This is a genomic window from Paraburkholderia sp. MM5482-R2 (assembly GCF_050436125.1).
Classification (GTDB): domain Bacteria; phylum Pseudomonadota; class Gammaproteobacteria; order Burkholderiales; family Burkholderiaceae; genus Paraburkholderia; species Paraburkholderia tuberum.
The window spans coordinates 718,668-742,357 of sequence record NZ_JBNDLP010000002.1 but is presented as its reverse complement, the minus strand read 5'-3'; the positions used below and the strand labels follow the sequence as shown (position 1 = coordinate 742,357).

The 23,690-nt window shown below is 64.3% G+C and carries 20 protein-coding genes; 3 read left to right on the top strand and 17 right to left on the bottom strand.

The features are described 5' to 3' along the window. Nucleotides 1–28: 28 nt before the first annotated feature. The 15 genes from OKW37_RS06480 to OKW37_RS06410 all read right to left on the bottom strand — a co-directional run bounded on the left by OKW37_RS06480 (nucleotide 29) and on the right by OKW37_RS06410 (nucleotide 17,839). Nucleotides 29–1,816: an acyl-CoA dehydrogenase C-terminal domain-containing protein gene (locus tag OKW37_RS06480; protein ID WP_429407449.1), complete on the bottom strand. Its 1,788-nt coding sequence runs from the start codon at nucleotides 1,814–1,816 to the stop codon at nucleotides 29–31. Nucleotides 1,817–1,914: 98 nt separating this feature from the next. Further along, nucleotides 1,915–2,514 (bottom strand): TetR/AcrR family transcriptional regulator, encoded by a 600-nt coding sequence (locus OKW37_RS06475; RefSeq protein WP_184027146.1) that lies wholly within the window; start codon nucleotides 2,512–2,514, stop codon nucleotides 1,915–1,917. A gap of 294 nt (nucleotides 2,515–2,808) precedes the next feature. Beyond that, nucleotides 2,809–4,068 carry a cardiolipin synthase ClsB gene (clsB, locus tag OKW37_RS06470; RefSeq protein ID WP_429407451.1) on the bottom strand — a complete coding sequence of 420 codons (1,260 nt, stop codon included), beginning with the start codon at nucleotides 4,066–4,068 and terminating at the stop codon, nucleotides 2,809–2,811. After that, entirely contained in the window at nucleotides 4,065–4,580 is a 516-nt protein-coding gene (gene nudB, locus OKW37_RS06465; RefSeq protein WP_090803007.1) for a dihydroneopterin triphosphate diphosphatase, read from the bottom strand. The genes clsB and nudB overlap by 4 nt, the downstream gene beginning before the upstream one ends. Nucleotides 4,581–4,800: 220 nt before the next feature. Then, entirely contained in the window at nucleotides 4,801–6,600 is a 1,800-nt protein-coding gene (gene aspS / locus OKW37_RS06460) for an aspartate--tRNA ligase (protein WP_184062404.1), read from the bottom strand. A gap of 75 nt (nucleotides 6,601–6,675) precedes the next feature. Continuing rightward, nucleotides 6,676–7,332 carry a DUF502 domain-containing protein gene (locus tag OKW37_RS06455; RefSeq protein ID WP_026225597.1) on the bottom strand — a complete coding sequence of 219 codons (657 nt, stop codon included), beginning with the start codon at nucleotides 7,330–7,332 and terminating at the stop codon, nucleotides 6,676–6,678. 75 nt (nucleotides 7,333–7,407) lie between these two features. Then, the gene (locus tag OKW37_RS06450; RefSeq protein ID WP_184062406.1) at nucleotides 7,408–7,713 is read right to left on the bottom strand and encodes an FmdB family zinc ribbon protein; all 306 of its coding nucleotides are present in this window, start codon (nucleotides 7,711–7,713) and stop codon (nucleotides 7,408–7,410) included. Between the two features lie 173 nt (nucleotides 7,714–7,886). Further along, entirely contained in the window at nucleotides 7,887–8,507 is a 621-nt protein-coding gene (locus OKW37_RS06445; protein WP_184062408.1) for a methyltransferase domain-containing protein, read from the bottom strand. Between the two features lie 6 nt (nucleotides 8,508–8,513). Beyond that, complete coding sequence (gene ubiB, locus OKW37_RS06440) at nucleotides 8,514–10,091, bottom strand: ubiquinone biosynthesis regulatory protein kinase UbiB (RefSeq protein WP_187611162.1); 1,578 nt, start codon at nucleotides 10,089–10,091, stop codon at nucleotides 8,514–8,516. Nucleotides 10,092–10,106: 15 nt separating this feature from the next. Continuing rightward, the gene (locus OKW37_RS06435; RefSeq protein WP_429407454.1) at nucleotides 10,107–10,751 is read right to left on the bottom strand and encodes a ubiquinone biosynthesis accessory factor UbiJ; all 645 of its coding nucleotides are present in this window, start codon (nucleotides 10,749–10,751) and stop codon (nucleotides 10,107–10,109) included. Between the two features lie 174 nt (nucleotides 10,752–10,925). After that, entirely contained in the window at nucleotides 10,926–11,924 is a 999-nt protein-coding gene (locus OKW37_RS06430) for a TIM44-like domain-containing protein (RefSeq protein WP_429407456.1), read from the bottom strand. 37 nt (nucleotides 11,925–11,961) lie between these two features. Further along, the gene (ubiE, locus tag OKW37_RS06425; protein WP_184062414.1) at nucleotides 11,962–12,693 is read right to left on the bottom strand and encodes a bifunctional demethylmenaquinone methyltransferase/2-methoxy-6-polyprenyl-1,4-benzoquinol methylase UbiE; all 732 of its coding nucleotides are present in this window, start codon (nucleotides 12,691–12,693) and stop codon (nucleotides 11,962–11,964) included. A gap of 66 nt (nucleotides 12,694–12,759) precedes the next feature. Continuing rightward, nucleotides 12,760–13,173: a gamma-butyrobetaine hydroxylase-like domain-containing protein gene (locus OKW37_RS06420; RefSeq protein WP_018419393.1), complete on the bottom strand. Its 414-nt coding sequence runs from the start codon at nucleotides 13,171–13,173 to the stop codon at nucleotides 12,760–12,762. Nucleotides 13,174–13,270: 97 nt separating this feature from the next. After that, a complete protein-coding gene (locus OKW37_RS06415; protein ID WP_429407458.1) occupies nucleotides 13,271–13,699 on the bottom strand; it encodes an HIT family protein in 429 nt (142 codons plus the stop codon). Nucleotides 13,700–13,732: 33 nt separating this feature from the next. Beyond that, the gene (locus OKW37_RS06410; RefSeq protein ID WP_429407460.1) at nucleotides 13,733–17,839 is read right to left on the bottom strand and encodes a DUF3683 domain-containing protein; all 4,107 of its coding nucleotides are present in this window, start codon (nucleotides 17,837–17,839) and stop codon (nucleotides 13,733–13,735) included. A gap of 502 nt (nucleotides 17,840–18,341) precedes the next feature. Here OKW37_RS06410 and ilvA point away from each other — a divergent pair. Genes ilvA through queF form a run of 3 tightly spaced genes read left to right on the top strand, consistent with a single transcriptional unit; the run spans nucleotide 18,342 to nucleotide 21,654 of the window. After that, nucleotides 18,342–19,907, top strand: a complete 1,566-nt coding sequence (ilvA, locus tag OKW37_RS06405; protein ID WP_429357159.1) for a threonine ammonia-lyase, biosynthetic — start codon at nucleotides 18,342–18,344, stop codon at nucleotides 19,905–19,907. 23 nt (nucleotides 19,908–19,930) lie between these two features. Next, nucleotides 19,931–20,833, top strand: a complete 903-nt coding sequence (locus OKW37_RS06400) for a 5'-nucleotidase (RefSeq protein WP_184062437.1) — start codon at nucleotides 19,931–19,933, stop codon at nucleotides 20,831–20,833. Continuing rightward, nucleotides 20,830–21,654, top strand: a complete 825-nt coding sequence (gene queF / locus OKW37_RS06395) for an NADPH-dependent 7-cyano-7-deazaguanine reductase QueF (protein ID WP_429407462.1) — start codon at nucleotides 20,830–20,832, stop codon at nucleotides 21,652–21,654. The genes OKW37_RS06400 and queF overlap by 4 nt, the downstream gene beginning before the upstream one ends. Nucleotides 21,655–21,747: 93 nt before the next feature. Here the strand turns inward: queF and OKW37_RS06390 are convergent, their stop codons facing one another. Then, nucleotides 21,748–22,134, bottom strand: coding sequence for a RidA family protein (locus tag OKW37_RS06390; protein WP_008923846.1), 387 nt, complete (start codon nucleotides 22,132–22,134; stop codon nucleotides 21,748–21,750). A gap of 71 nt (nucleotides 22,135–22,205) precedes the next feature. Next, a complete protein-coding gene (locus OKW37_RS06385; protein WP_184053838.1) occupies nucleotides 22,206–23,687 on the bottom strand; it encodes an N-acyl-D-amino-acid deacylase family protein in 1,482 nt (493 codons plus the stop codon). Between the last annotated feature and the right edge of the window lie 3 nt (nucleotides 23,688–23,690).

The following is a 23,690-nucleotide window of genomic DNA, read 5'->3' as shown; positions in this document are numbered from 1 at the left end:
GTGTGTGGCCTCGCTCGATGTGCGAGCGTCAGAACAACGCTTCTTCGACGTCCATCATCGGCTTCGAACCGGCGCGCGCCTGGCGGATCGTCATCGCCGTTTCGGGCAGCAGCTTCGCGAAGTAGAAGCGCGCGGTCGCGAGCTTCGCCTTGTAGAACGGATCGCCCGACGCCTGTTTGTCGAGCGCGATACGAGCCATGCGCGCCCAGAAGTACGAGAACACCAGATGGCCGACCGTGCGCAGATACGGCACGGCCGCGGCGCCGACTTCGTCCGGGTTCTGCATCGCCTTCATGCCGATTTCCATCGTCAGTTTCTGCACCTTTTCGCCGATCTCGGCGAGCGGGTTCACGAACTCCTGCATCTCCGGCTTGATGCCTTCGGCTTCGACGAATTCGGCGACGAGCTTGCCGAACTTCTTCATCTTCGCGCCCATGTCGCCGAGCACCTTGCGGCCGAGCAGGTCGAGCGACTGGATGCCGTTGGTGCCTTCGTAGATCATGTTGATGCGCGCGTCGCGCACGTACTGCTCCATGCCCCATTCGGCGATGAAGCCGTGGCCGCCGTAGATCTGCATCGCGTGATTGGTGCCTTCGAACGCGTTGTCCGACAGGAACGCCTTCAGGATCGGCGTGAGCAGCGCGACGAGGTCGGCGGCTTCCTTGCGCTCGGCTTCGTCGGCGTGCGACAGCTCCTTGTCGATCTGCAGCGCCGACCAGTACGAGAACGCGCGGCCGGCTTCGGCGTAGGCCTTCTGCGTGAGCAGCATGCGGCGCACGTCCGGATGCACGATGATCGGATCGGCGGCCTTTTCCGGCGCCTTCGGGCCGGTCAGCGAACGCATCTGCAGCCGCTCTTTCGCGTACGTGAGCGAGTTCTGATATGCGACTTCCGTGAGACCGAGGCTCTGCATGCCGACGCCGAGACGCGCGGCGTTCATCATCACGAACATCGCGTTCAGACCTTTGTTCGGCTCGCCGACCATCCAGCCCTTCGCGTTGTCGAGATTGATCACACAGGTCGCGTTGCCGTGGATGCCCATCTTGTGCTCGATCGAACCGCACTTCACGCCGTTGCGCTCACCGGGCTCACCCGCTTCGTTCGGCACGAACTTCGGCACGATGAACAGCGAAATCCCCTTGGTGCCCTTCGGCGCATCCGGCAGACGCGCGAGCACGAGGTGAACGATGTTCTCCGCCATGTCATGCTCGCCGCTCGAAATAAAAATCTTCGTGCCGCTGATCGAGTACGAGCCGTCGCCGTTCGGCTCGGCCTTCGTGCGCAGAATGCCGAGGTCGGTGCCGCAATGCGGCTCGGTCAGACACATCGTGCCGGTCCAGACGCCTGCGACGAGCTTCGGCAGATAGCGCTGCTGCAGTTCCGGCGTGCCGTGCGCGTGCAGGCATTCGTACGCGCCGTGCGACAGGCCCGGATACATCGTCCACGCCTGATTCGCCGAGTTCAGCATTTCATAGAGCGCGTTGTTGACGAACGCGGGCAGTCCCTGGCCGCCGAATTCCGGGTCGCAACCGAGCGCCGGCCAGCCGGCTTCGACGTATTGCCGATAGGCTTCCTTGAAGCCCTTCGGCGTGGTCACGACGCCGTCGCCGGCATACGTGCAGCCTTCCTGGTCGCCGCTGTGGTTGAGCGGGAACAGCACTTCGGAGCAGAACTTGCCGGCTTCCTCGAGCACCGCGTTGATCGTGTCGGCGTCGAGTTCGGCGTGCTTCGGCATTTGCCGAAGTTCGACCTCGACGTTGAGCAGTTCGTGTAACACGAATTGCATGTCGCGCAGCGGCGCGGCGTACTGTCCCATTACTCTCTCTCCCTGGTTTGACAAAAAGCCAGGCCGTTGGCCGGGCCCGTGGTCGGACCTTCTGGGCCGCGCGTTTCCGGTAGATTCCGGCGACGCCGCTAACGGCTTTCGCTTTGATACGAATTAATCAGTTTTTCCAGCGCGGCCCACGTGAGACGCACCGCATCCGGCAGATGCAGAAAGCGCGCGTCGTGATGCAGGCCGAGCGTGACGCTATACAGTTCGAACAGCATCAGCTGCGGGTCGGTATCGGCGCGCAGATGCCCTTCTTCCATCGCTTGTGAGATCGCGCGCGTGAGCGCCGCACGCCACGTCGTCACGCTTGACACCAACTGCTCCCGCACCTGGCTGTCCGCGCGGTCGTCGTATTCGACGGCGCCGCTGATGTAGATGCAGCCGGTCGTGACTTCCTGAATGCGTTTCTCGATCCAGCGGGAAATCATCGCGCGCAAGCGCGGCAGACCACGCGGCTCGCGCAGGCTCGGGAAAAACACCTCGTCTTCGAAACGGCGGTGGTATTCGCGCACGACCTCGATCTGCAGATCCTCGCGCGACCCGAAATGCGCGAACACACCGCTCTTGCTCATCTGCATGCGCTCGGCCAGCAGACCAATCGTCAGACCTTCCAGTCCGTCTCGGCCTGCCAGATCGAGTGCTGCGTCGAGAATCGCGGCTCGGGTTTGTTCGCCTTTTCGCATAGCTGTTTTACCGTTCTAATGTGATCGAATTGAAAATCGAACGGCCGTACTATTATTGAGTGCTTGCCGTCCGCGAAACAAGGACTTTATTAGAAACCGGTTTCTAATCGGCTTCTAATTTTGCGGCTTTCGACCATCAGATCAATCAGATTTTTAGAGGCGTTTGCCTTGACTCGATGGTTGCCGATCGGCGCGCGCGTGTTCTCGCGCGTGTTCTATTTCTTTGCCCCGGCTCGCTGGCGCCGATTGATGGCCGACATGATGCGGCAAGCGCGGGCTCTCGTGCGAGCGGTATTAGTCGTAGCCGCCGACCGTCAGCAGCTTCATCGCGACGCGGTAGCTCGTGTACGCGATCCAGCTCAGCGCGCGCACGCGCGCCGGTCGCGATTCGTAGTGCGCTTCATCGATTGGGCGCGCGTCCGTGAACGCGTCGAGAATCGCGTCGCGCAGTTTGGGGATCGACGGATCGTTCACGAGCACGACGTTCGCTTCGTTGTTCAGCATCAGGCTGAGCGCATCGAGATTCGACGAACCGACCGTGCCCCAGTTCGAATCGACCACCGCGACCTTGCCGTGCAGCAGCGTCTTCTCGTATTCGGCGATCTGCACGCCTGCGCGCAACAGCGCGTGGTACAGGAACGGCACGGCGTAATCGAGCGCCTTGAACTCCTTGCGCCCGATGATCAGCTTCACGACCACGCCGCGCCGCGCCGCGAACACCAGCGCGCGACGCAGCTTGCGTCCCGGCATGAAGTACGGATTCGCGAGCAGGATTTCATGGCGCGCCTGGCCGATCGCGGCCAGATAAGCTTTTTCGATCGCGCGGCGGTTGATCAGGTTATCGCGCGCGACGAATGCGACGCACGGCTCGCCGCCGGCCCACAGTGCCTCGTTGCGGCGTCGCCGGCGTCTGCGCAGACTGCCAAGCGAGTTGGCGTCCTGCGACGACAGGTCGGGCTTCATCGAATCGAGCGGCCGATGGCCGACGCGAATCCGCCGCCACTGCACGTCGATCGCATCGCGCACGTCGGCGACCACCGGCCCGCGCAGCTCGACCGCGACGTCCCAGCGCCGGTACGGCAGCTTCTCGCCGTTGTTCTCGTAATCGTCGACGATATTGATGCCGCCGCAATACGCGATCTGATCGTCGATCACCGCGAGCTTGCGGTGCGTGCGCGAAAAGCCGAAGCGGCCGAACAGATGCGGGTTGTAGATGCAATGCTCGATGCCGCCGGCCGGCCATTGCTCGAACATCTTCAGGCGCGCGGTGCCGACGCCATCGGTGATCACGCGCACTCTGACGCCGCGCGCGGCAGCGCGAAGCAGCGCCTCGCTGACCGCGTGGCCGGCTTCGTCGTCGCAGAAGATATAGGTTTCGAGCGCGACGTTGTGCTCGGCCGCGTCGATGCGCTCGATCAGCGCGTCGAAGAAATCGTCGCCGGAGCGCAGCAGCTCGACCTCGTTGTTACTGGTGAAGCGGTAGCGCTGCCAGTAACGACGGCCGAGCAACGTGTGCCGCAGACGCGCCAAACGGCCCGAGCCGCCTGCGCTCACTGGCCACGCTCCCCGGCCAGCGGGCCGGATTGCGGGTCGACCGGGCGTGCGGCGAGCCGGCGCGGCAACTGCAGGATCGCATCGGCATTCGACGACGAAAAGCAGCGCGATGCGGCCTCTTCATATGGCAGCCACATATACGCGGTGTGTTCGCGCGGCGCGAGCGTCACGTCGATGCACTCGGGGACCTGCAGGCTGAACCAGTGCTCGGTGTTGTAGAGCACGCCCGCTTCGTAGCGGTAACGAAATTCCGGGTAGATCTCGTAGTCGATCGAGTAGTGCCAGTCGAACAACCCGCTGCGCGGCACCAGTGCGCCGCCGATCATGATGCCGGTTTCCTCGCCGACTTCGCGCACCGCCGTGTCGGCGAGCGGTTCGTCGAGCCGGTCTTTCGAACCCGTCACCGACTGCCAGAACGCCGCATGATCGGCGCGCTCGAGCAGCAGCACGTCGAGCGCAGGCGTATGAATGATGACGAGGACGGACTGCGGAATTTTCGGCGGTTTCGGCATGGCTCAAACTGGGCGCGACGATACGCGCGATACATGTCGGATGACGGTCGAAAGGGTCTGGAAAGCGGTGGCTTCACTGTAACGCAAAAATTGAAAAAGGCGCTGAGGTGGAGATCACCTCAGCGCCTTTTCGTTTCGCTCGTGTGGTTTTTTTGCGGCCGCCGGCCCGCTGGCCGGCACACGCAAGACCGCTTGCCGGCCGCGTGCAGCGGCCGCGGTTTTATGCCTTCGGTTCCGGCGTGCGCAGACGGATGTGCAGCTCGCGCAGCTGACGCTCGTCGACTTCGCTGGGCGCCTGCGTGAGCAGATCCTGCGCGCGTTGCGTCTTCGGGAACGCGATCACGTCGCGGATCGAGTCGGCGCCGGCCATCATCGTGACGATGCGGTCCAGACCGAACGCGATACCGCCGTGCGGCGGCGCGCCGTATTGCAGCGCGTCGAGCAGGAAGCCGAACTTCGCCTGCGCTTCTTCCGCGTTGATCTTCAGCGCGCGGAACACCTTGCTCTGCACTTCCTCACGGTAGATACGCACCGAGCCACCGCCGATTTCCCAGCCGTTCAGCACCATGTCGTAGGCCTTCGCGAGGCAGCGCGCGGGGTCCGTTTCGAGGTACTCGAGGTGCTCGTCCTTCGGGCTCGTGAACGGGTGATGCGCGGCGACGTAGCGGTTGTCTTCCTCGTCGTATTCGAACATCGGAAAGTCGACGACCCACAGCGGCTTCCAGCCGGACTCGACGAGACCGTTGGCCTTGCCGAATTCCGAATGACCGATCTTCAGACGCAGCGCGCCGAGGCTGTCGTTGACGACCTTCGCGCGATCCGACGCGAAGAAGATGATGTCGCCGTCTTGTGCGCCGGTGCGCTCGATGATCGCCTTCAGCGCTTCGTCGTGCAGGTTCTTCACGATCGGGCTTTGCAGACCGTCGCGGCCCTTCGCCGCTTCATTGACCTTGATCCACGCGAGACCCTTCGCCCCGTAGATGCGCACGAATTCCGTGTAGCTGTCGATGTCGCCACGCGACAGCTCGCCGCCCTTCGGCACGCGCAGCGCCGCGACACGGCCGTCCTTCGTGTTGGCCGGGGTGCTGAACACCTTGAAGTCGACGTCGCGCATCGCATCGGTTAACTCGGTGAACTCGAGCTTCACGCGCAGGTCGGGCTTGTCCGAACCGAAGCGGCGCATCGCTTCCGCGTATTCCATGACCGGGAATTTCTGGTCGAGCTCGACGCCGATCGTCGTCCTGAACACGTGACGGATCATCGCCTCGAACAGATCGCGGATTTCCTGTTCCGACAGAAACGAGGTTTCGCAGTCGATCTGCGTGAATTCCGGCTGACGGTCGGCGCGCAGGTCTTCGTCGCGGAAGCACTTGGTGATCTGGTAGTAACGGTCGAAGTTCGCGACCATCAGCAGCTGCTTGAACAGCTGCGGCGACTGCGGCAGCGCGAAGAACTGGCCCGGGTTCGTGCGCGACGGCACGAGGTAGTCGCGCGCGCCTTCCGGCGTGCTCTTCGTGAGCATCGGCGTTTCGATGTCGATGAAGCCCTGCTCGTCGAGGTACTTGCGCACTTCGATCGCGACGCGGTAGCGCAGACGCAGGTTGTGCTGCATCTGCGGACGGCGCAGGTCGAGGACGCGATGCGTGAGGCGCGTGGTTTCCGACAGGTTGTCATCGTCGAGCTGGAACGGCGGCGTGACCGACGCGTTCAGCACGATCAGCTCGTGGCACAGCACTTCGATCTTGCCGCTCTTCAGCGATGCATTGGTCGTGCCTTCCGGACGGCCGCGCACGATGCCCTTGACCTGCACGCAGAACTCGTTGCGCACGCCTTCGGCGACCTTGAACATGTCAGCGCGATCCGGATCGCAGACGACCTGAACGAGCCCTTCGCGATCGCGCAGGTCGATGAAGATGACGCCGCCATGGTCGCGGCGGCGGCTTACCCAGCCGCACAGCGAGACGGATTGGCCCAGCAGTTCCTCGGTCACCAGACCGCAGTATTCAGATCTCATCGACATGATGTTTGTCTTTCGTTTTGCATTGGTTGAACGGCGCGCCGCAGACGATCCTGCATGAAGCGTTGCGCGCCGGCATTAGAGCGGGGGCTCGACGGTGGCGCGGCGCACCGGCGCCGGCGGTGGCGCGGACGGCGCCACGACGCCCATCGAGACAATGTACTTGAGCGCAGCGTCGACCGTCATGTCGAGCTCGATCACTTCGCTTTTCGGCACCATCAGGAAGAAGCCGGACGTCGGGTTCGGCGTGGTCGGCACGTATACGCTGACGTAATCTTCCTTCAGATGGTTGGCCACGTCGCCGCCCGGGATGCCGGTCAGAAACGCGATCGTATAGGACCCGCGGCGCGGGTACTCGATCAGCAGCGCCTTACGGAATGCATTGCCACTGCTCGACAGCAGCGTGTCGGACACTTGCTTCACGCTGGTGTAGAGCGGGCCGACCACCGGAATGTGCGCGACCAGCAGTTCCCACCACTTCACGAGCTTCTGCCCAATGAAGTTCTGCGTCAACAGCCCGACGACGAAGATGAACGCGAGTGTGAGCACCGCGCCGAGGCCCGGCAAGCGATAGCCGATCGTGCGTTCCGGCTGCCACGAGGTAGGCAGCAGCAACAGCGTCTGGTCCATCGTGCCGATGATCAGACCGAGCACCCACAGTGTGATGGCCAGAGGCACCAGCACCAGCAGGCCGGTCAGAAACACCGATTTGAGCGTGAATTTCTTCGTCGTCATGTGTACCGCCAGAAAGCTGCGCGGGCCGAAGCCCATGCGCGGTAGATACGCCGCCCGCGCGGGGCGGCAGTCCCACTAGGCGCTGCTGGAACCGCTCGGGCTCGTGGCGGCGGGCGCCGCGGGCACGGCAGCCGATGCAGCCGGGGCAGCGGCTGCGGCCGGCTCGGACTTCGCTTCCGACGCGGCCGGCGCGCTCGTGCCGCTGCGGAAATCGGTCACGTACCAGCCGGAGCCCTTCAACTGGAAGCCGGCGGCGGTGAGTTGTTTGCTAAAGGTGTCTTTTCCGCACTCGGGACACTGCGTCAACTGGGGGTCGCTCATCTTCTGGAGCACGTCCTTCCCGAAACCGCATGACCCGCAACGATAAGCGTAGATCGGCATGATCCTCTCTTACTCCAAATGCCTACTGAAATCTTGTAAACGCTTGCAAAGCCTTGAATTATAGCCGCAAACGATGTCCGTTCCCCGGATTTCGGGAAGCGGACGCACGACGCGCCCGCCACCGCGCCAGATGGGGACGACCCCCGGACCTCTCAAGAGCGGCGCGCGTGGCGTTAGCCGCGACGCCGCCAGGTGAGCCAGCGCTCGCGTCCGGCGAATACGGCGATCGAGTCGTCGACCGCTTCGTCTTCGACCAGCTCGAAGTGTGGCGTGAGCAGCGCATCGAGCTCGCCGCGTTCGACGCCGAACGGCGGCCCTTTCGGCGTCGCGCCGATGAAAAAGATGCCCGCCAGCAACCCGCCGGCCGGCAGCAGTTCGGCCATGCGCTGCGCGTAGTCGGCGCGGCGCGCCGGCGGCAGCGCGCAGAAGAATGCGCGCTCATAGATCCATGCCGGTGCGAACGGTGGCGCATAGGTGAAGAAATCCGCCTGTTCGACCAGCGATGCATGCGCGCCGAGCTGCTCGCGTGCCGCCGCCACGGCGGCCGGCGAGAAGTCGATCGCGCGTACCGGGTTGCCCTGGCGCGCGAGCCATACCGCTTCGTGCGCGCTGCCGCAGCCTGGAATCAGCACGGCCACGTCGCGGTGCCGTTCGGCGAACGCGCGAAACGCGGACGGCACGCCCGCCTGATCCCACGGCGTGAAATGGCGCTCGAAGCGTTCGTCCCAGAACTCGGGCGAGTCGGGATCGCGGGTTGCGAAATCGGGCGCGGCGGGTTGGGTCGGATCGCTCATCGGAATCTAACCTCCATAAGCCAGTACCAGGAACGCACGCGCCAGCATCGCGCCGACGCCGACCGCCACGCCGAACAGCAGCAGGCCTTGCAGCAGACGGTTGGTGCGCTTTTGCTCGAGCAGGATCTGGCGGATCACGTCGTCGTTCGCGCCGCCCACCGGATGATGGCGCTCGGCCAGCATGTTATGGACGAGGCGCGGCAACTGCGGCAGCGTCTTGCTCCACTGCGGCGCCTCGATCTTCAGACGCTCGTACCAGCCGCGCAAGCCGATCTGCTCGTTCATCCAGCGCTCGAGATAGGGCTTCGCGGTCTTCCACAGATCCAGTTCGGGATCGAGCGAACGGCCTAAGCCTTCCACGTTCAGCATCGTCTTTTGCAGCAACACGAGCTGCGGCTGGATCTCGACGTTGAAGCGCCGCGACGTCGAGAACAGACGCATCAGCACCTGGCCGAGAGAAATGTCCTTCAGCGCGCGATCGAAATACGGTTCGCAGACCGCGCGGATCGCGCTTTCGAGCTCCTCGACGCGCGTGCTCGGCGGCACCCAGCCCGACTCCAGATGCAGCGTCGCGACGCGATGGTAGTCGCGCTTGAAGAACGCGAGGAAGTTCTGCGCGAGGTAGTTTTTGTCGAAGTCCGACAGCGCGCCGATGATGCCGAAGTCGAGCGCGATATAGCGGCCGAAGTGCGCGGGATCGAGGCTCACCTGGATGTTGCCGGGGTGCATGTCGGCGTGGAAAAAGCCGTCGCGGAACACCTGCGTGAAGAAAATTTCGACGCCCTCGCGCGCGAGCTTCGGGATGTCGACACCCGCCGCGCGCAACGTATCGACCTGGCTGATCGGCACGCCGACCATGCGCTCCATCACGAGCACCGTGGGCGTGCAGAACTCCCAGTACATCTCGGGCACGAGCAGCAGGTCGAGCCCCAGGAAGTTGCGCCGCAACTGGCTGCCGTTGGCGGCCTCGCGCATCAGGTCGAGTTCGTCGTGCAGGTATTTGTCGAATTCGGCGACCACCTCGCGCGGCTTCAGGCGCTTGCCGTCGGCCCACAGACGCTCGGCCCACACGGCGATGTCGCGCAACAGCGCGAGGTCGGAATCGATCACCGGCAGCATCTTGGGGCGCAGCACCTTCACCGCGACCGCCTTGCCCGCATGCTGGCCGGCCTTCACCTTCGCGAAGTGGACCTGTGCGATCGACGCGCTCGCGACCGGCACCCGCTCGAAATCGTCGAACAGCACGTCGACCGGCGCGCCGAGCGACTTCTCGACGAGCGCGATCGCGACCGCCGAATCGAACGGCGGCACCTGGTCCTGCAGCTTGGCAAGTTCGTTGGCGATATCGACCGGCAGCAGATCGCGACGGGTCGACAGCACCTGGCCGAACTTGACGAAGATCGGCCCGAGGCTTTCGAGAGCGAGCCGCAGACGCACGCCCGGCGGCGCATCGAACTTGCGACCGAGCGTCGTGATGCGCAGCAGCAGACGCACGCGCCGGTCGTTGATGCGGCTCAACATCATTTCGTCGAGGCCGAAGCGGATGACCGTGAAAAATATCTTGAGAAAACGCAGAAAACGCATGGCTGGGCCCGGTGACTAGCGCGTGCCGCGCGACGTGGCGGCGCCGCCCGGCGTTTGCGCGCCGCGGGCTTCGACCTTCTGTTCGATGCGCTCGATGCGCTTTTCGACGCGCGCGAGCGAATCGCGCGCGCGCGCCAGCTCGACGTTGAAGTCAGCGAGCGCGGTGCGGCGCACCAGTTGCGGATTTTCGTCGAGCAGGTACTCGGCGGCGGTGTCGAGCAGATTGCGACCGGTGCGCTGCACATGCTCGCCGACTGAGCGGACTAGCGACGCGATGCGCCACGCGGGTCCATCACCGATCAGCTTCGCGAGATCTTCCTCCGGCTCCCAGCGCAGATGCTCGGCGAGCTTCGCGATCACGGTCGCGAACTCGGCGTCGCCCTCGATCTTCACGTGCTTCATCACCGCCGCCTGGCCACCTTGCAGGAAGGCCGGCAGTGCGTCGGACGGCACCGAGATCGTCACGTCGAACTGATGCGCATCGGCTTCGTCGAGCGTAGCGAGATAGCCGTCGGGCTGCACGAGCAGCGCGAGCACAACCGGCGGACATGACAGGCGAGCGGTCTTGCCCGCGTACGGGGCGAGGCGCTCGCGGGCCCACGATTCGCGGGCGAGCAGATGATTGACAGCAGCAGCGAAGGGCTTGGCGGCGAGGGTCATCGAAGGTGGCAAGAAAAAACCCGCGCGAGCGAGGTGCTTGCGCGGGCTCCCATTGTAACGTCCGTTCGCTTCGCGGCCTGCTATGCCGAACGGCCTAAGCCATGCGCGAGGTGAGGCATCGCTATGCCCTGGCCGGCTCTTTTCGAGGCAAACGCGACTCGATGCGTCGGCATGTCAGTGTTGCTCGACCTGCTGGATGCCGGCAAGCAGCCAGCCTTCGCCAGTGCGGTTCGCCTTCGTCAGATTCCAGACTTCGACGAACGGCTCGGCCGCCGCGCCAGGCTCCTCGCGGATCAAACCGGAGAAGCGCACGCTCGCGAAGGATTCGTTCGCGCGCTCCTCGACGCCGAGCAGCTCGGCGTTCAACTGCACGACGTCGGTCTGGCTCGGCTGCGTGCCGCGCGACGCGAGATCGACGCGCACTTCGGCGAACATTTCCGGCGTCGTGAATTCGCGGATGTCCTCGACGTTGCCGACGTCCCACGCGGCCTGCAGGCGCACGAAGTACACCTTCGCGTTACGCAGAAACGCTTCCGAATCGAAACCGGCCGGCACCGACGGCGTCGCGCCGAGCGATGGCGTGGTCAACGGGTTGCCCTGCGGTTCGAGATACGAGCCGGTGGGCGGCGCCGTGTAACGCGGCTCCTGAATATAGTCGGTGCCTTTCGTGTTCAGCGACGGCGCCGTGCCCGCGTAAGCAGGCTGCGCCGCATCGCGCTTACGGCCGGTGAAGCGGCGGATGAGCCAGATCACCACAATCGCGATCAACGCGATCACGATCACGTTCGCGAACATGCCGGCGAACGCCTCGCCGAGCCCGAAATGCGACAGCAATGCGGCGATGCCGAGACCGGCCGCGAGACCGGCGATCGGCCCGAGCCAGCGATTGCGGTTCGGCGCGGCGGGCGGCGTGGGCTTAGTCGCAGGCGCCGCCTGCGCGCTCTGCTGCGGGGCCTGATTGTTCTGCGCCGGCTGGGACGGCGGCGTCGTCTGGCGCTGCTGCAGACTATTCGATTGACGGCCGAAGCTGCGGCCTCCGCCCATGCGGCGCGCTTCGGCTTCGAGAGAGGCAAGCGTGCCGGCCATCAGCAGACCGACCATCGCGATCAGTCCGATTCTTCTCGCCAGCGACCCCTTAACCTTACGAGTAGATAACAAATTCGAATCGGACATTTCGCACTTTCCTTTAAAAATCGATGGGTTAGGGACTCTAGTATTTGATCCCCACATGCAAAGCTACCACGCCAGCTGACAAATTGTAATATTTGACGCCATCGAGACCAGCTTGTTCCATCATAGTTTTCAAAGTTTCCTGGTCCGGATGCATGCGGATCGATTCCGCCAGGTACTGGTAGCTTTCCGCGTCCTTGGCGAAGCGCTCGCCGAGCCATGGCAACACCTTGAACGAATACAGATCGTAGACCTTCTTCAGCGGATCCCATACTTTCGAGAACTCGAGCACGAGCAGCCGCCCGGCCGGTTTCAGCACACGACGCATCTCGGCAAGCGCGATGTCCTTATGTGTCATGTTGCGCAAGCCGAACGCGACCGTCACGACGTCGAAGTAGTTGTCCGGAAACGGGATTTTCTCGGCATCGCACAGCAGCGCCGGCGTGATGATGCCCTTGTCGAGCAGCCGGTCGCGGCCCACGCGTAGCATCGATTCATTGATGTCGGTATGCCAGACCTCGCCCGTTTCGCCCGCCTGTTTCGCGAATGCTTTCGACAGGTCGCCCGTGCCGCCCGCAATGTCGAGCACCTTGTAGCCCGGCCGCACGTTCGCCTGGGCGATCGTGAACACCTTCCACGCCCGGTGCAATCCGCCCGACATCAGGTCGTTCATCAGGTCGTAGTTGGCGGCCACCGAGTGGAACACCCCCGCCACCTTCTGCGCCTTGTCCTGTTCGTCGACCGATTGAAAGCCGAAGTGGGTTTTGCTCATCGCGCTCGTCCTTTCGCGTGTTCTTGAATGTTGCGCCGCTCGAGCGGCGTTCGGGGGCGAATCGTATCAGTGACAGTGCCCGTGCGCAGCCGCGGCGGGCACCATCGGCGTGTCGCGGTCGATGCCGGCCGCTGCCAGTTTGGCGAGATACGCGCGCCAGAGTTCATCCTGACGCACGGCCATGTCGTACAGCAGGTCCCACGAGTAGATACCGGTGGCGTGTCCATCGGAGAAGGTCGGTTGCAGCGCGTAGTTGCCGACGCCTTCGATCATCGTGATCGTCACGTCGCGCTTGCCGGTCTGCAGGGTTTCCTGACCGGGCCCGTGGCCCATCACTTCCGCCGACGGCGAATACACGCGCAGCAGTTCGAACGGTAGCCGATACGCTTCGCCGTTCGCGTACTGCAGTTCGAGCACGCGCGACTTCGAATGCAAGATCACGCCTGTCGGCACCGGCGTCTCGGGAGTCAATCCGCTCATGTTGGCCTCATCAGATAACGGCGGGTGATAACGTCGGATCGGCCGCCTCGCACGCCGACGGCAGTCCGGCGATGCGCGGCGACGGGTTCAGCGACGCTCAGCCCAGCGCCTGTTCAATTTCCTGCCGCACGGCTTCGCGCAGCAGCGTGGCGTGCGCGCGGCGCGACGACAACATCGCTTCGGACACCGTGCGCTGGCGCGGCGCCCAGATCGGCAGGGGGAAATGCGCGTCGTTCGAGAAACGCGGAATCACGTGCCAGTGCACGTGCGGCACCTGGTTGCCGAGGCTCGCGAGATTGACCTTCGCGGGCTGCATCACGCGCCGCTGCGCACGCTCGACCGCGTACACGGCCTTCATCACGTGATCGCGCTCGTCGGCAGAAAGATCCGAAAACTCGGCGACGTGAGCGTTCCAGATGACCCGGCAAAAACCCGGGTAGTCTTGTTCGTCGGCGAGGACGACTCGCAGCGAGTCGTCCTGCCACAGCACATGGCCGCCGTCTTCACGGCAAAAAACGCAGTCCATCGTCGTCCTCGGCAAAAATCGTTGGTCGTGCCATTAAACCAGCACGCGCTCGATTCCGCCATTGTTCGCCCGTTGAACGTAGTCCGCCATCCAGTTTTCGCCGAGCACGTGACGTGCCATCTCGACCACGATGTAGTCCGCCTCGGTACCCGCGTCTTCGTTGTAGCGCGACAGCCCTTGCAGGCACGACGGGCAACTCGTGAGGATCTTGACGTCGGTCGAACCCGCGTTTCCGTGATTGGGCTGCGGACCGTCGCCGGCCTTCAGCACCGAACCGTTCGGCGCGCCCGCGGCGCCGGCCGATGCATTGGCCGGATTGATCGCGTTCGCGCCCGCTTCGGCGACGAGAGGGATGCCGCGCAGCTTCGCCGCGCCCTTGCGGATTTCTTCTTCCTTGCGGAAGCGCACCTGGGTCGAGATGTCGGGACGCGTGACCGCGAGCGTGCCCGATTCGCCGCAGCAGCGGTCGTTCTTCTCGATCTTGTAGCCGTCCTGCTCCGAACCCATCAGCTGATTGACGAGCTTGACCGGGTCCATCGTCTTGATCGGCGAATGGCACGGGTCGTGGTACATGTAGCGCACGCCGTTCACGCCATCGAGCTTGATGCCTTTTTCCAGCAGATACTCGTGGATGTCGATGATCCGGCAGCCCGGGAAGATCTTTTCGAATTCGTAACCGGCGAGCTGGTCGTAGCACGTGCCGCACGACACCACCACCGTCTTGATGTCGAGGTAGTTCAGCGTATTGGCGACGCGGTGGAACAGCACGCGGTTGTCGGTGACGATCTGCTCGGCTTTGTCGTACTGGCCCGAACCGCGCTGCGGATAGCCACAGCACAGGTAGCCCGGCGGCAGCACGGTCTGCACGCCCGCCTCCCACAGCATTGCCTGGGTCGCGAGACCAACCTGCGAGAACAGCCGCTCGGAGCCGCAGCCCGGGAAGTAGAACACCGCTTCGGTGTCGGCGGTGGTCGTCTTCGGATTGCGGATGATCGGGACGATCTTGTTGTCCTCGATATCGAGCAAGGCGCGCGCGGTCTTCTTCGGCAGGTTGCCCGGCATCTTCTTGTTCATGAAGTGGATCACCTGCTGCGTGATCACCGGCTTGCCGACCGTGGCGGGCGGATGCGCGGTCTGCTTCTTCGCGAACTTCTTCAGCACTTCATTGCCGAGGCGCTGCGCCTTGTAGCCGATGCCCATCATCGCGGTGCGCGCGAGGTTGATGGTCTGCGGGTTGGTCGCGTTCAGGAAAAACATGCCCGCGGCGTTGCCCGGGTTGAACTTCTTCTTGCCCATCTTGCGCAACAGGTTGCGCATGTTCATCGTCACGTCGCCGAAGTCGATCTTCACCGGGCACGGCGTCACGCACTTGTGGCAGACAGTGCAGTGATCGGCGACGTCGTTGAACTCGTCCCAGTGCTTGATCGACACGCCGCGGCGCGTCTGCTCTTCGTACAGGAATGCCTCGACCAGCAAGGACGTGGCGAGAATCTTGTTGCGCGGGCTGTACAGCAGGTTCGCGCGCGGCACGTGGGTCGCGCAGACGGGCTTGCACTTGCCGCAGCGCAGGCAGTCCTTGATCGACTCGGAAATCGCGCCGATATCGGACTGCTGCATGATCAGCGATTCGTAGCCCATCAGGCCGAAGCTCGGCGTGTACGCGTTGCGCAGGTCCGCGCCTTCGAGCAGCTTGCCCGCGTTGAAGCGGCCATGCGGATCGACGCGCTGCTTGTACTTGCGGAATTCGCCGATCTCGTCGTCGGTCAGGAATTCGAGCTTCGTGATGCCGATGCCGTGCTCGCCGGAGATCACACCGTCGAGCGAACGCGCGAGCTTCATGATGCGCGCGACCGCCGTGTGCGCGTCCTGCAGCATCTCGTAGTTATCGGAGTTGACCGGCAGGTTCGTGTGGACGTTGCCGTCGCCCGCGTGCATGTGCAGCGCGACGAACACGCGCCCGCGCAGCACCTGCTTGTGGATCGCCTGGGCTTCGTCGAGGATCGGCTTGAACTCGCCGCCGTTGAAAATCTGCCGCAATTCGGCGCGGATTTCCTGCTTCCACGACACGCGAATCGTGCGGTCCTGCGCGAGGTGGAATACGTTTGCGTCGGGTTGCGCGTCGACGCGGTCGGCGAACTTTTCGGCGAGCGACTCGTAGCCGAGGCCGACCAGGTAGTGCTGCGCCTCGCGCAGCGACAGGTCGAGCTTGCCGCGCACGAATTCCCAGCGCGTGCGCACACGCGCGAGTAGATCGAGCGCCTGCTGCACGCGGTCTTCGAGCAGCTCGGCGCTGGGGATTTCGTTCGCGTCGTCGCTCTTGCCGAGCGGCAGCTTGCCGCCCTTGAAGAACGCTTCGAGCGCGTCGACCAGTTGCAGCTTGTTCTTCAGCGACAGCTCGATGTTGATGCGCTCGATGCCGTCCGTGTATTCGCCCATGCGGTCGAGCGGAATCACGACGTCTTCGTTGATCTTGAACGCGTTGGTGTGCTTTGCGATCGCGGCCGTACGGCTGCGGTCGAGCCAGAAGCGCTTGCGGGCCTCGGCGCTGACGGCGACGAAGCCTTCGCCGCTCTTGCCGTTGGCCATGCGCACGACTTCCGAGGTGGCCTGCGCGACCGCGTCCGCGTCGTTACCGACGATATCGCCGATCAGCACCATCTTCGGAAACGCGTTGCGTTTGCTCTTGGTCGCATAGCCGACCGCGCGCAGATAGCGCTCGTCAAGATGCTCGAGACCCGCGAGAATCGCGCCGCCCTGGCGCGACGTCTCGAACAGGTAGTCCTTGATTTCGACGATGCTCGGAATCGCCTCGCGCGCCTGGCCGAAGAACTCGAGACAGACGGTGCGCGTATGCGCAGGCATCTTGTGCAGCACCCAGCGCGCGGACGTGATGAGGCCGTCGCAGCCTTCCTTCTGCACGCCCGGCAGACCGGCGAGGAATTTGTCGGTGACGTCCTTGCCGAGGCCTTCCTTGCGGAACACGCGGCCCTTGATGTCCAGCGCTTCGGTGCGCAGCAGCTTCTCGCCCGGCGCGCAGTCGCCGTCGAACCATTTGAGCTCGAAACGCGCGACTTCGATGTCGTGGATCTTGCCCATGTTGTGCTCGAGACGCGTGACTTCGAGCCAGTTCCCTTCCGGGTCGACCATGCGCCACCACGCGAGGTTGTCGAGCGCCGTGCCCCACAGCACCGCCTTCTTGCCGCCCGCGTTCATCGCGACGTTGCCGCCGACGCAGGACGCGTCGAGCGAGGTCGGGTCGACCGCGAACACGAAGCCGGCCTGCTCGGCCGCTTCGGTCACGCGGCGCGTGACGACGCCCGCGCCCGAGAAAATCGTCGCGACCTTGCGATCGACGCCCGGCAGCTGGGTCATTTCGACCGGGCCGAGCTGTTCGAGCTTTTCGGTGTTGATGACGGCCGAGAACGGCGTGAGCGGCACCGCGCCGCCCGTGTAGCCGGTGCCGCCGCCGCGCGGAATCACCGTCAGGCCGAGTTCGAAGCAGGCCTTGATCATGCCGGCGATTTCGGCCTCGGAGTCCGGCGTCAGCACGACGAACGGGTATTCGACGCGCCAGTCGGTCGCGTCGGTCACGTGCGAGACGCGCGACAGGCCATCGAACTTGATGTTGTCTTTCTGCGTGACCTTGCCGAGCACGCGCGTAGAACGGCGGCGCAGGTCGTAGGTCTGCTGGAATTCGCTGGCGAACTCGTCGATCGCGCGGCGCGCGGCCTGCACCAGCTTTTCGACGCGTGCGGCGCGCTCGACGCCGGCTTCGTCGCCGTGTTCGCGCAGATCGGCGCGGCGGCGCTTTTCGATTTCGGCGAGACGGTGATTGAGCGCCTCGATCAACAGCGCGCGGCGCTTCGGATTGTCGAGCAGGTCGTCCTGCAGATACGGATTGCGGCGCACGACCCAGATATCGCCGAGCACTTCGTACAGCATGCGCGCCGAGCGGCCGGTGCGGCGTTCGGCGCGCAGTTCGGCGAGCGCGTCCCAGGCGTCGTTGCCGAGCAGGCGGATGACGATTTCGCGGTCGGAGAACGACGTGTAGTTGTAGGGAATTTCGCGCAGACGCGCTTCGGGATCGGCGGCCACCGCGCCGGCGGCGCCGTGCGGATCGAAAACTTGAGGTGCGTTCATGGTTGGACGACTCGGTAGGTCAGCCTGGCGCACTCGTCACGAGGCGTCGGCGGACAATGCGCGTGGGGCGCAATGCTTGAAATCTTCTAGGGCTTCAAGGGGAGCGAGCACGACCGGCGGCCAACTCACGGCGGTCGCTTCGCGGCACTCAGAGACAGCTACACGATCGCGCGTGGCGGACATGCCGTTCCGCCGCGGGGCAGGATTCGCGCGGGACGGGCATTAAATGGGCGATCCGAGGCTGCCAGTGCATCTTCCGATCCTTATTCCAAAACGAAATTCTACCGCATCATTCCGCCACGCGTTGACGGTGGGAATCGGGCGGCGGCGGGGGTTCGGAGGTTTTGGCGATGAATCCGGCGGCGTTTTCGCATACCGTCCATTGACCGGCCGGACGGTTGGGTGAGCTTCGATCGCGCGATTCCGATACGGCCCGGTTCAGTGCACGGCACCCGTCCGCGGAGCACCCGGAACGGCCAGAGCGGGCACCGTTGGCGCTATCATTGACGTTTTCCCGTCTTACACAGCGCACCGCGCCACCCGCATGGCTTCCCACGACTACCTGAAAAAGACCCTGACCGCGCGCGTCTACGACGTGGCGCGCGAGACCGAACTCGAACGCGCGCCGAACCTGTCGGCGCGGCTGTGCAACCCGGTCTATCTGAAGCGCGAGGACAACCAGCCGGTGTTCTCGTTCAAGCTGCGCGGCGCATACAACAAGATGGCGCATATTCCGGCCGAGGCGCTCAGTCGCGGCGTGATCACCGCGTCGGCGGGCAATCATGCGCAGGGCGTGGCGTTATCGGCGGCACGCATGGGCGTGAAGGCGATCATCGTCGTGCCGGTGACGACGCCGCAACTCAAGGTCGACGCGATCCGCACGCATGGCGGGCCGACCGTCGAGATCGTGCAGTTCGGTGAGTCGTATAGCGACGCCTACGGTCACGCGGTCAAGCTGCAGGAAGAGCGCGGCCTGACCTTCGTGCATCCGTTCGACGATCCGTACGTGATCGCCGGCCAGGGCACCGTCGCGATGGAAATCCTCAGCCAGCACCAGGGGCCGATTCACGCGATCTTCGTGCCGATCGGCGGCGGCGGTCTCGCGGCCGGTGTCGCCGCATACGTGAAATCGGTACGCCCCGAGATCAAGGTGATCGGCGTGCAGACCGACGATTCGTGCGCGATGGCCGCGTCGTTGCAGGCGGGCGAGCGTGTGACGCTGAACGAAGTGGGCCTGTTCTCCGACGGCACCGCGGTGAAGCTCGTCGGCGAAGAAACCTTCCGTCTGTGCCGCGAATATCTCGACGAAGTGCTGCTCGTGAACACCGATGCGCTGTGCGCCGCGATCAAGGACGTGTTCCAGGACACGCGCAGCGTGCTCGAACCGGCGGGCTCGCTCGCGGTGGCCGGCGCCAAGCAGTATGCCGAACGGGAAGGCATCGAGAACCAGACGCTGATCGCGATCACGTCGGGCGCGAACATGAACTTCGACCGCATGCGCTTCGTCGCCGAACGCGCGGAAGTGGGTGAAGCGCGCGAAGCGGTCTTCGCGGTGACGATCCCCGAAGAGCGCGGCAGCTTCAGGCGCTTCTGCGAGCTGCTCGGCACGCGCAGCGTCACCGAGTTCAACTACCGGATCGCCGACGCGAACTCGGCGCATATTTTCGTTGGCGTGCAGATCCGCAATCGCAGCGAATCGGCGCAGATCGCCGGCGCCTTCGAAGCGCACGGCTTCGCCACCGTCGACCTGACCTTCGACGAACTGTCGAAGCAGCACATCCGCTACATGGTCGGCGGCCGCTCGCCGCTCGCGCGCGACGAACGACTGTTTCGCTTCGAGTTTCCCGAACGCCCGGGCGCGCTGATGAAATTCCTGTCGTCGATGGCGCCGAACTGGAACATCAGCCTGTTCCACTACCGCAACCAGGGCGCGGACTACAGCTCGATTCTGGTCGGCATTCAGGTGCCCGGGAGCGACCACGCGGCGTTCGAGCGCTTCATCGAAACGCTCGGCTATCCGTGCTGGGAAGAGACGAAGAATCCGGTCTATCGTCTCTTCCTCGCCTGATCTCTTCGAACCGGAACGCAACGATGGCGCTTTCGCTCGTCGACAAACTGGTGGTCGCAATCTCGTCGCGCGCACTGTTCGACTTCGAGGAAGAGAACCGTGTCTACGAGGCCGGCGACCTGAAGGCTTACGAAGCATTGCAGCGCGAGCGTCTGAACGTGCCCGCGAAACCGGGCGTGGCGTTTCCGCTGATCCGCAAGCTGCTTGCGCTGAACGCCGGCGGTCATCGCGTCGAAGTGGTGATCCTGTCGCGCAGCGATCCGATCAGCGGTCTGCGCGCGTTTCATTCCTGCCGCGAACACGGGCTCGCGATCGAGCGCGGCGTGTTCACGCGCGGCCGCGCGCCGTTCGGTTATCTGAAGCCGCTGAACGCTTCGCTGTTTTTGTCGGCGAATCAGCACGACGTGCGCGATGCGCTCGCCGCTGGCTTCCCAGCCGCACGCGTGTTGCCGGAATCGGCGAAAATGGCGAGCAAATACCCCGACGAAATCCGTATTGCGTTCGACGGCGACGCGGTCTTGTTTTCCGACGAAGCGGAACGCATCTTCCAGCAAGACGGCCTGCGCGCGTTCGTCGGTCACGAGATCGACAACAAGCATCTGCCACTCGCGGACGGTCCGCTCAAGCCGCTGCTCGAAGCACTCCACCGACTGCAAAAACTCGCGGACGCGGCCGCGCCGATGCGCATTCGCACGGCGCTGGTGACGGCGCGCTCGGCTCCCGCGCATGAGCGCGCGATCCGCACCCTGATGGCATGGAACATCGAAATCGACGAAGCGATGTTCCTCGGCGGCCTCGACAAAAGCGCATTTCTGCGCGAGTTCGAGCCCGACTTTTTCTTCGACGACCAGATCGGCCACTGCGAATCGGCCCGCGTCGTAACGGCGACCGGGCACGTGCTGAGTGGCATCGTGAACGCATCATGACACCCGAACAATCCCCGCTCGGCAAGTCCTCGACTTACACCGAACAATACGATCCGACGCTGCTATTTCCGATTGCGCGCAGCCATGCGCGCGAGGCGATCGGCATTACCGCGCGACTGCCGTTTTTCGGCACCGACATCTGGAACGCCTACGAGCTGTCGTGGCTGAACGCGCGCGGCAAGCCGCAGATCGCCGTCGCGACGTTCTTCGTGCCGGCCGACTCGCCGAACATCGTCGAGTCGAAATCGTTCAAGCTGTATCTCGGCTCGTTCGCGCAGACCGCGTTCGACTCGGCCGAGAGCGTGCGCGACACGATCAGGCGCGACGTGTCCGCGTCGTGCGGCGCGACCGTGTCGGTACATCTGAGCACACCGCACGAATTCGGCAAGCTGAAAATGGAAGAATTCGCCGGTCTGTCGCTCGACCGGCTCGAACTCGAGGCGAGCGTCTATCAGCCGGACGCGTCACTTTTGAGCGCGGCGCGCGACGAAGCGCCGGTCGAGGAAACGCTGTTCTCGAACCTGCTGAAGTCGAACTGCCCGGTGACCGGTCAACCGGACTGGGGCAGCGTGCAGATCCACTACACGGGCCCGCAGATCGATCACGCGGGCCTGTTGCGATACATCATCTCGTACCGCAATCACACCGGGTTTCATGAGCAATGCGTCGAGCGAATCTTCGTCGACATCATGAAGATGTGCAAACCGCTGAAGCTCGCCGTGTATGCGCGCTACACGCGCCGCGGCGGGCTCGACATCAACCCGTTCCGCACCAACTACAACCTGCCGATGCCGGACAACATGCGGCTCGCGCGGCAGTAACTCCAACACAAAAAAACAGCGGTAAACGCGACGAGGGCGCCGCAGGCCATCACGACCTGCGGCGCCCTCGTCACATGAAAGCCATCAAAGCGATCAGGCCGCCGGCTTCTTATAAGCGACGCAATCCACCTCGACCTTGCAGTCGATCACCATCGACGACACCACGCACGCGCGCGCAGGCGGATTCTCGCCAAAATACTCGCGAAACACCTTGTTGAACGACGCGAAGTCGCGCGGATCGTCGAGCCACACGCCGCAACGCACGACGTGCTCGGCGCCATAGCCCGCTTCCTTCAGGATTGCGAACACGTTCTGGATCGCCTTGTGCGATTGCTCGACGATGCCGCCGTTGATCACTTCGCCGTTTTCCATCGGCGTCTGGCCCGACACGAACAGCCAGCCGTCCGCCTCGACCGCGCGCGCGAACGGCATCACCTGACCGCCCGTTCCCTTTCCGCCTTCCACGCCATATCGCTTCATCGTCACACTCCTTAAAAAGTCGGGCACGCGCGGCGCCCTCGCCGCGCGTGCCGCCATCAATCGATAAAAAATCAGAACGCGCCCTGCGCATCGCCCTTCGACGGCGCGCCGCGCGTGACGAACCGGCCAGCCCGCTCGCCCGTCACCGCGCCATCGCGATACGACAGCACGCCGTTGACCCACACCGCATCGATGCCGGCAGCGGGCTGCTGGGGCTTGTCGAACGTCGCCACGTCATGCACTTTCGCCGGATCGAACAGCACGAGGTCGGCGTGATAGCCGATATGCACTTCGCCGCGTTGCGCGAGTCCGAAGCGGCGCGCGGACAGGCTCGTCATCTTGCGCACCGCTTCCTCGAGCGGCAGCAAAGCGGCATCGCGCGCATAGTGACCGAGCACGCGCGGAAACGCGCCCCACAGCCGCGGATGCGGCAGCGGATCGTTCGGCAGGCCGTCGGAACCGACCATCGTCGCCGGATGCGACAGGATGCGCCGCACGTCGTCTTCGGACATGTTGTGATAGACCGCGCCGGCCGGCTGCAGGCGCTTGCCCGCCTCCTGCTGCGAGACGCCCCATTCGGCCGCGACTTCCTTGATCAGCTTGCCCGCCATTTCCGGATGCGGCTCGGACCACGTGATCGTGATGTCGATGTCGCCTGTCACCTGCTTCAGATCGAGCGTCGACGAGCTGCGGTTGTACGGATAGCAGTCGCAACCGACCGGCTGCCCGCCGCGCGCGCCTTCGAGCGACTTCAGCACCTCGACGCTGCGCCCCCAGTTCGACGGCCCCGCGCACTTCAGATGCGAGATCACGACCGGCACACGCGCATGACGACCGACGCGGTAGGCCTCGTCCATCGCGTCGAGAATCGCGTCGAACTCGGTGCGCATATGGGTCGTGTACAGCGCGCCCGCGGCCGCGAGCGGCTCGGCGAGCGCCATCACTTCCTCGGTCGGCGCGGCGAACGCCGAACCGTATGCGAGCCCCGAGCTGAGACCGAGCGCGCCGTGCGCGAGCGCTTCCTCGAGCTGCGCGCACATGCGCTCGATTTCCTCGGCAGTCGCCGCGCGATCGAGCCGGTCCATCTGGTTGTTGCGCAACGCCGTGTGGCCGATCAGCGCGCCGACGTTCACCGCCGGCCGCGCGGCGTTGACCGCGTTCACATAGTCGGCGAAGGTCGGGTACTGGAACGCGTCGCGCTCGCCGAGCAGGTTCATCGGATCGGGCGGATCGCCCTTCAGCGATACCGGCGACGCGCTGATCCCGCAATTGCCGACGATCACCGTCGTCACGCCCTGGGTGATCTTCGGCAGCATCTGCGGCGAGCGGATCACATGCGTGTCGTCGTGCGTGTGCACGTCGATAAAGCCCGGCGCGAGCGCGCGCCCCTCGGCCTCGATCACCTCTTCGGCGAGCCAGTTCGACAGATTGCCGATCGCGACGATGCGCCCGTCGCGGATCGCCACGTCGCGCTCGACGGGCGGCGCGCCCGTGCCGTCGTACAGTTGCGCGCCGACGATCAGCGTGTCGGCGGCTTCGGGATGCGAATGCATGGA